Source organism: Synechococcus sp. H55.7, assembly GCF_047462395.1.
In the GTDB taxonomy this organism is placed as follows: Bacteria; Cyanobacteriota; Cyanobacteriia; order Thermostichales; family Thermostichaceae; genus Thermostichus.
Window position 1 is genome coordinate 68850 of sequence record NZ_JANSJD010000015.1, and the last position, 8158, is coordinate 77007.

The following is an 8158-nucleotide window of genomic DNA, read 5'->3' on the forward strand; positions in this document are numbered from 1 at the left end:
ACATTGAGGTCATTCTATGAGCTGGATGAAGCATTTGAACGGATTGGCCCCCTTGGCCGGGGCATTGGTTCTGTCGGTGGGCCTGCAGTCGCTCCCCGCTTGGGCACAACTGGGGCCGCTCACCAACCGCATCAAGGCGCGGGGCGAGCTAATCTGTGGCGTAAACAACCAACTGCCCGGATTTGGCAACCTGGATGACCAAGGCAAGTATGTCGGCTTCGACATCGACATCTGCCGCGCCGTAGCGGCTGCTCTGTTCGGGGATCCCGACAAGATCCAATTCGTTTACCTGACGGCGGCCAATCGCCAATCGGCCATTCAGGCAGGGGAAGTGGATATCATCAGCCGCAACACCACCTGGACGCTGACGCGGGATCGGGAGTGGGCGGTAACTTTTGGCCCCACCACCTACTACGACGGCCAAGGGTTTTTGGTGCGGAAAAGTCTGGGTGTACAGAAGCTGGAGGATCTGAACGGGGCCACCATCTGTGTGATTGCCGGCACCACCACCGAGCTGAACCTGGCGGATACGTTCCGGGCCCGCGGCATCGCCTTCACACCGGTGACCTTCGACGGCGATGATTCCTCTTTTAACGCTTACGAAGAAGGCCGCTGCGACGCCATCACCAGCGACCAAAGCGCTCTGATCTCCCGCCGCGCCAGTTTGGCTGCTCCCGACGACCATGTGATCTTGCCGGAGGTGATCTCCAAAGAGCCGTTGGGGCCTCTGGTTCCTCACGGCGACGAGAGCTTCTCTGATATTGTGAACTGGACGGTCTACGCCCTCTTCTACGCGGAAGAAAAAGGGATCACCAGCGCCAATGTGGAAGAGTTCCTCAAATCGGAGGATCCCGACATTCGCCGCTTCTTGGGCCAGGAGGGCAACCTGGGAGAGCTGCTGGGCCTGCAGCCGGATTGGGTGGTCAAGGTCATCAAGGCGGTGGGCAACTACGGCGAGATTTTCGACCGGCACTTGACGCCCTTGGGGGTGGCTCGGGGCTTGAACCGGCCCTACACCCAGGGTGGGATCCAGTACGCGCCGCCTTTCCGCTAATCGGAAATCCGGGAGCCGTCGCCCCAGGGATCCCACTTGGTCAGGGATCCCTGGCCCTCTATCTTGGACTTTCGCTCGCGCCTCATGACCGCTCTATCTGACCAGCCCCACCTGCGCCCCCCTTGGTGGCGGGATGAGCGCATCCTGAAGATCCTGCTGCAGGCGGCCTTTGTCGTGGCTGTGTTGCTGGTGTTTGGGATCCTCACCCAGAATCTCCTCGCCAGCTTGCGCCGCCTGGGCATCAGCTTGGGGTTTCGCTTTTTGGGCAACTCCGCCAACTTCGGCATCACCGAGGGGCTGATCCCCTACGACCCTTCCGAGAGCTACCTGAAGGCCCTGCTGGTGGGAGCCCTGAACACCCTCTGGCTGTCCGCCGTCAGCATTGTCTTGGCGACGGCGATGGGCTTTGTTTTGGGGATGGCCCGCCTCTCCAGCAACTGGCTGGCCCGCCAGTTGGCCGCAGTGGTCACCGAGATCTTTCGCAACGTGCCGGTGCTGTTGATCGTGATCTTCTGGTACCAGGGGGTGATCCTCACCCTGCCAGGGGTGCGCAACAGCCTCTCTCTCGGCGGGCTGGTGTTCATCAACCAACGGGGAGTCAAGCTGCCCGGCTTGGATCCCAGTGGCTGGCTGGTTCCCACGCTGGCCATCTTGATCGGGGCCGGGTGGGGGATCCACAGGTTGCTGCTGGCTCGCCGGCCCGAGCTGGGATCCCGGCAGCGAAACCTGTGGGTGGCCGGGGGGGTGGCGCTGCTGGCGGTGGCCTGCTGGGTGCTCTTCCCCGAACCACCGCTGCGGCTGGATGTGCCGGTGCTGGAGCGCTTTAACTTCCGGGGTGGGATCCAGCTTTCGGCAGAGTTTACCGCCATGATGCTGGGCCTGGTCACCTACACCGGCTGCTACATCGCCGAAGTGGTGCGGGGATCCTTTTTGGCGGTGCCGCGGGGGCAGTGGGAGGCGGCCCGAGCCATCGGCCTGTCAGAGCTGCAAACCTTTCGCCTGGTGATCGTGCCGCAGGCGCTGCGGATCATGATCCCCTCTTTGAACACTCAGTATCTCACCCTGATCAAGAACTCCAGCTTGGCCATTGCCGTCGGCTTTTCCGACCTGTTCAACATCAGCAGCACCATCATCAACCAGTCGGGACGCTCGGTGGAGATGTTCGCCATCCTCATGGCCGCTTATTTGGGAATCAATCTGGTGGTTTCCTACGGCATGAACTGGCTCAATGCCCGCGTCAAGTTGGTGGAGCGCTAGCCCATGTCCAGCACTCTCTCGCCTGGCGAACCCCCCGCGGACAAACCCAGTCCTCTGGGGTGGATACGCCGCAACCTGTTCGACTCCTGGCTAAGCACCCTGCTCACCTTGGCCTCCGCCTGGGTGTTGGCTTGGGCCCTTTCCCTGTTCTGGAACTGGGCTTTTACCCAAGCCCGCTGGGAGGTGATCCCGGCCAACCTCAAGATCTTGACCACCGGCACCTACCCCAGCGACCAACTGTGGCGGGTGTGGGCTGTGTTGGGGGTTGTGCTGGCCACCTTAGGGGTAGCCGGAGGAGCTTGGGGCGGTGTGCTGCTGCACTACCTCATCCTCTTGGGAGCCGCCATGGGCTTGGCTGCTTTCCTGCCTTTGGGAACCCAATCGCAGGGGTGGCTGGCCGCTTGCTCTGGAGTGACCTTTGCCGCTGTTGCCCTCAGCCGCGGTCGAGAAGCCTGGCGGCTGCCCTCCATCTGGGTTTGGGCCTTGATCTTGCCCCTCTGCCTGGAGCTGCTGCTGGGCGAGCTGGGCCCCAACTGGCCGGCGGTGCGCTCTGAGCAACTGTCGGGACTGCTGCTGACCCTGATCTTGGCGGCAGCCGCCATGATCATTGGTTTCCCCATTGGAGTGCTGCTGGCGCTGGGTCGGGCCAATCGGGCGCTGCCGGTAATCCGAATCTTCTGCACACTGGTGATCGAGCTGGTGCGGGGGTTACCTCTGACCACCATTCTGTTTGCCGCCTGGCTGTTGGTGCCCTTCTTTTTGGGGGGCATCAGCGTCAACTTGATCATCCGGGCGGAGGTGGCCTTTATCTTGTTCACAGCCGTGTATGTGGCCGAGGATGTGCGGGGCGGCCTGCAGTCGATCCCCCTGGGACAGCTAGAAGCAGCACGGGCACTGGGCTTGAACCCGTTTCAAGTGACGGCTTTGGTGATTTTGCCCCAGGCGTTGCGGGCAGCCGTTCCAGCTCTGGTGAACGAGTTCCTCACCCTTTTTAAAGACACTTCCCTGGTGTTCATCATCGGCCTGATCGACCTGCTGCAGGCAGGTCGGGTCGTGTTCACCAACCCCAATTGGCTGGGCACTCAGCGGGAGGTGCTGTTTGTGATCGGCGTGATCTACTTCATCTGCTGCTTTGCCATGGCCTACGCGGCCAAACAGGTGGAAAAGGCGCTGGGCTTGGGCAAGCGGTGAGCGTGGATGGCTTGGAGAATCTGTCAGCTAGAAGCCGCAGGAGCCCCGCACTGTACCCCCTCTTTCCCCCTGTATACGGGGGGGCCGGGGCTTGCTTGCTCTCTGTCCGCGACAGCGGGACGGAGTCCTTAAACCCCATCCGCCTACGCGGTGGGGTAGTTTATTCAGAACCTAGTGATCTGGATCCTCTTCCAGCAGCTTTTCGAGCGTTTCGATCCAATGCTCCAGTTCCTCCAGCGCCTGTAACACCCCCTCCGGATCGCTCAGATCCGCCTGTAGCCTTTGGGTGGTCTCTTCCAGAGTCAGGGATCCGGGCGGGCTGGCCAGCCAGTGGAGGTAGTGGGGCAGAAAGTTGCGCGGAGAACTACGATAGCGACGGTGGCAGGCCATGGCTACCAAGCTGGCAAGGCTGGCTTGATAGGCGCTGAAGGGGCGGAGAAACAGCTCCGGCATCCCCACCCAGCGGAACTGGTGTTCTGGCAACAATTCCACCGCATCTCCGCACAGCTCTTGACACAGTTTCAGCCACTCCTCGCTCACCCAGAGGGGAAAGGTTGCACCGTTTTCCGGGATCCCCGACCGATACAGGAGCAGCTCCAGCCGACCGATCAAGCTCTGGTAAAACACCGCCTGCAACTGCGCCTCCAGATGGCCTATCAACACGGCCTGGGCCAACTTCAGGCTGCCGGCACGCTGCCCCTCTGGATCGTAAGGAGCAGAGCGAGGGGATCCCATTGCCGAGGCGACCAGGTGATCCAGGAATATCTGCTGCAAAAGGGCGGTGTGAACCTGCACGCCCCACATTTGCGCCGACGGTGCATAGCCCCTCCCCTGCATCTCCTCCAGATCCAGCCAAACTTGGGGATCCTCAGGCCGGAGCCGCCGGCTGATGGCCGCAAGGGTCTGCAACAGGAATCCCGTTTCTCCCGGTCTGGGCGAGGACTCGGGCTGGTCTGCTTCAGAGCCGACTTCGAGTAGCCAGGGTTTGGCCTGGGCCGCACACTCGGGGCAAAAGTCCTGCAAAGCAGCCCAGACCAGAGAGGTGGCCTCGGCAGCAGTCAAGAGGGGGACGGGATCCTCCCAGGGGGCATGCAAATCGCAGATGCGGATGGAACGCCCCATTGTTCGGCTTTTGAGCCGGTAGTAGCGCTGGAACAGGTCAAACCGATCGCGGATCCCTTCCAGTAGGTTCTCCAAAAAGGCTTGAGTCAGGCCGTGGCGAGCCAGGTACAGCTCGGCAACACAGTCATAGCCCCGCCATTGGGCCTCCCACAGGTGGTCGCGGATCAGGGTGCTGAGGATAAATCCCCCCAGCTCCGCATGGGCCTCTAGGTACTGACCCAGTCGCTGATAGGCATCCCAACGGATTTCGGCGCTGCTGTGGGTCTCTAAGCTCTGGAGCCGAACGAGGGTGTGATCTGGGAGCGCCGTAGGCGGGTTCAGGGTCACCTGCCACAACTGCCGCCAAGCCAACCGTCCTGTCAGGTACTGTTGGTGGAGCAGGCGCTCCAGAGGCTCGGGCTGTTGGTGGCCCTGCTGATGGCGGAGGCGACACAAGAATTGGCGAAAGGGCTGCAGCTCGGGCTCGCCTGGGCGTTGACCCTCTGGGTTGTGGGGAGCACCTTCCGCCGGGCCAGTGGCAGGAACGGCAGGTAGAGATTGCAGCTCCAGAGGGAAAAACAACAGCTGGTTTTGGAAAAAGATGACCTGCTCCAGCCTCTGCCAAGCTGCCTCTGCCGCGCCAGCCGTGGTTTTGGCCTCAGACAGGATCCCTTGCATCCTTTGCGTCAGCTTGGCCAACTCCTGAAGTGCCGCCGCCAGCTCTGGCGGGCTGAGTTGCGCCACCTGCCCCCGGTAGCGCCGGGCAAACCGCTGCACCTGTTCCCCAAGATCGTCAAGATTGTCGAACTCAGGGGAGCCCGAAGAAAGACCCAAGGAAGGTTCAGAAGCAGGAAAGACCACCGGGATCAGCCTCCTAGAGATAAGGGTTCTCCCTCAGTTGGCCCAGAAGGGCGCGCCTGCTTTTTGCTCCCACCAAGGCGCGAATGGTAAGGCAGTACCCGGCTGATCCGGTGTAGACACAAAGTCCATGCTGCCGCCAGATCGCTCCACAATCGCTTTGCTGATGCCCAGACCCAAGCCCGTCTCCCCCTTCTGCCGCGTATCGGAAGCATCAGCTTGGGCGAACTTTTGGAAAATGCAGGTCCGAAACGCCTCCGGGATCCCCGGCCCGCGATCCTGCACACAGGCCCGGATTCCTTCTGGAACCAGCTCGGCCCAGATGCGGACGGTTTCTCCCAACAGGGAAAATTTAGCGGCATTGGAGAGCAAATTGTTCATCACCTGCATCAGCTTACCCGACTCAAACACGTAAACGCGGCTGGCTCCACAGGCTGTATAGCTCTACCAATAGATCTGCTGGTAGTAGATCTGCTGGCGGCTGGGGGTTTCCAGAGAAGGCGCTGTTGGTTCTCAACTGGGGTGACCAAATAGCGCTGCTGGGCAGAGAGGAGAGTTGAGGATCCAACCTTATCGCCGTCGCTGTTCGGCGAGGGGGGCTGTGGAGCACAGGGCGGGCGCTTCCGATCAACAGAGAGGACTCCGTCCCGCTGACGCGAACTGCTTGACCAGCCCAAGCGCCTTTCCACCAGAGGGGTCGGTAGCTTCCCTAACTCGGCAGGCGTGTAGCCCAGGCAGGCTTCCCAGTCACCCCCCAACGCCCCCAATCGCCCATCGGAGCTCAGCATATAAAACAGTTCTGGATCAGGAAGGGATCCCATTGCAGGAGAGGAATCCACACGCAATCTCACGCAGCTCGATGACGAGGACGAGATGGGGGAGCGGCTCGATGGGCGTTCTCAACGTTGATTGTGACGTTCTCCTTTCGGGAATGCAGCTGGGGGAAAGCGCTGGATTGGGCGGGCGGGGGGCGTGCCGCCAAAACTTCTGCCAGGATGAGTTGAGATGCTCGTGGAGGCGATCTTCTTGTTTGCCCAAGTGACCTCCGCTGCTCTGCTGGGACTCAAGGCCGTGCGGGTTACGGTGGAGGTGGACGTTGGCGGTGGGCTGCCCCAGATCACCCTGGTGGGGCTGCCCGACACGGCCGTTCAAGAGGCCAAAGAGCGGGTGCGGGCGGCCATCAAGAACTCCGGCTTTGCCCTGCCGCAGCGGCGGATCATTGTTAACTTGGCCCCCGCCGATCTGCGCAAAGAAGGCCCCAGCTTCGATCTGCCCATCGCCATCGGCATTCTGGCAGCCGCAGGAGTGGTTGAGGGAGAAGCGCTGGCCAACACCCTGATGCTGGGGGAATTGGCCCTGGATGGCACCCTGCGTCCCGTGGCAGGAGTTTTGCCCATTGCCGCCAGCGCCGCCGAGATGGGGATCCGCCGCCTGGTGGTGCCCCGGGAAAACGGCCCGGAAGGAGCGTTGGTGCAAGGGATCCAGGTGTATGGGCTGCCCTCTTTGGCGGCGGTGGTGAGCTGGCTGCAAAACCCGGAAGGGGTCCAGCCGGTGCGGATCCAGCCGGAGCAGATGCTGCCAACTGAGGCGGAACCCCTGCTGGATTTGGCCGACGTGAAGGGACAAGAACACGCCCGACGGGCCTTGGAGATCGCGGCGGCCGGCGGGCACAACCTGTTGCTGGTGGGCAGTCCGGGAGCGGGCAAAACCATGCTGGCGCGGCGTCTGCCCGGCATCCTGCCCCGGCTGCAGTGGGAAGAAATGTTAGAAATTACCCGCATCTACTCGGCAGCCGGCCTGTTGCGGCAAAATCTCCACCTGGGCGGACAGACCGCCCTGATCGCCCAGCGGCCCTTTCGGGCTCCCCACCATTCGGCTTCTTCCGTGGCGCTGGTGGGTGGTGGCCCCTACCCCAAACCCGGTGAGATCTCGCTGGCCCACCGCGGCATTCTGTACTTGGACGAGCTGACCGAGTTTCGCCGCGAGGTGCTGGAGGTGCTGCGCCAGCCTTTGGAAGATGGCAAAGTCACCATCTCCCGCGCCCGCGTTTCTTTAGAGTTTCCCGCCCAAACCACCCTGGTGGCCTCCACCAACCCCTGCCCCTGCGGCTTCTACGGGGATCCCGTCCAGCCCTGCACCTGTACGCCGCAGCAGCGGGAGCGCTACTGGTCCAAGCTCTCCGGGCCGCTGTTGGATCGTATCGACCTGCAGGTGCGGGTCAACCGCCTCAAGCCGGAAGAAATTGTCCGCGCGCAGGGTGGCGAATCCTCCCAAGCGGTGCGGCAGCGGGTGGAACGGGCGCGGCAACGCCAACGGCAGCGCTTCCAGGACGAACCCGGGATCCACTGCAACGCCCAGATGCAATCTCGCCATCTGCGGCAGTGGTGTACCCTCTCGGATCCCTGTCGCAAACTCTTGGAGAGCGCCATCCAAAAGTTGGGCCTCTCTGCGCGGGGGAGCGACCGCATTCTCAAGGTGGCCCGCACCATCGCCGACCTGGAGGGCGCCGAGGCCATTGCCCCCACCCACCTCGCCGAGGCGATTCAGTATCGCAGCCTGGATCGCGGACGGCTCTGAGCCCAAGCGCTCCGCGCCGCTCACGCGACCACCCCCGGCCCCTCTCCCAGCCCTCACCCCCAGCCCCTCTCCCTTTGGGAGAGGGGAGCTACAGAGCGAGGGGACAACTGTTGTTCATGG

General features: G+C 62.4%; 6 protein-coding genes. 4 read left to right on the plus strand and 2 right to left on the minus strand.

Features of this window, described 5'->3' with window-relative positions; translation table 11 throughout:
* Positions 1–25 precede the first annotated feature (25 nt).
* From NW851_RS08985 to NW851_RS08995, 3 genes are all read left to right on the plus strand, one after another.
* Positions 26–1054, plus strand: a complete 1029-nt coding sequence (locus NW851_RS08985) for an amino acid ABC transporter substrate-binding protein (protein ID WP_414332370.1) — start codon at positions 26–28, stop codon at positions 1052–1054.
* Positions 1055–1138: 84 nt separating this feature from the next.
* Positions 1139–2311, plus strand: coding sequence for an amino acid ABC transporter permease (locus NW851_RS08990; RefSeq protein WP_414337901.1), 1173 nt, complete (start codon positions 1139–1141; stop codon positions 2309–2311).
* A 3-nt stretch (positions 2312–2314) separates the two neighbouring features.
* A complete protein-coding gene (locus tag NW851_RS08995; protein ID WP_414332366.1) occupies positions 2315–3502 on the plus strand; it encodes an amino acid ABC transporter permease in 1188 nt (395 codons plus the stop codon).
* 171 nt (positions 3503–3673) lie between these two features.
* On the opposite strand, the gene NW851_RS09000 is transcribed toward NW851_RS08995, so the two are convergent.
* Both NW851_RS09000 and NW851_RS09005 read right to left on the minus strand, forming a co-directional pair.
* Positions 3674–5464 (minus strand): peptidase M3, encoded by a 1791-nt coding sequence (locus tag NW851_RS09000; protein ID WP_414337904.1) that lies wholly within the window; start codon positions 5462–5464, stop codon positions 3674–3676.
* Positions 5465–5497: 33 nt separating this feature from the next.
* Positions 5498–5872 (minus strand): sensor histidine kinase, encoded by a 375-nt coding sequence (locus tag NW851_RS09005; RefSeq protein WP_414337906.1) that lies wholly within the window; start codon positions 5870–5872, stop codon positions 5498–5500.
* 615 nt (positions 5873–6487) lie between these two features.
* On the opposite strand from NW851_RS09005, the gene NW851_RS09010 reads away from it, so the two are divergent.
* Positions 6488–8038 (plus strand): YifB family Mg chelatase-like AAA ATPase, encoded by a 1551-nt coding sequence (locus NW851_RS09010; protein WP_414332450.1) that lies wholly within the window; start codon positions 6488–6490, stop codon positions 8036–8038.
* Positions 8039–8158 lie beyond the last annotated feature (120 nt).

Coding starts and splice junctions, on each gene's coding strand:
- NW851_RS08985 (WP_414332370.1), top strand. CDS start 26: ATGAAGCATTTGAACGGATTGGCCCCCTTGGCCGGGGCATTGGTTCTG.
- NW851_RS08990 (WP_414337901.1), top strand. CDS start 1,139: ATGACCGCTCTATCTGACCAGCCCCACCTGCGCCCCCCTTGGTGGCGG.
- NW851_RS08995 (WP_414332366.1), top strand. CDS start 2,315: ATGTCCAGCACTCTCTCGCCTGGCGAACCCCCCGCGGACAAACCCAGT.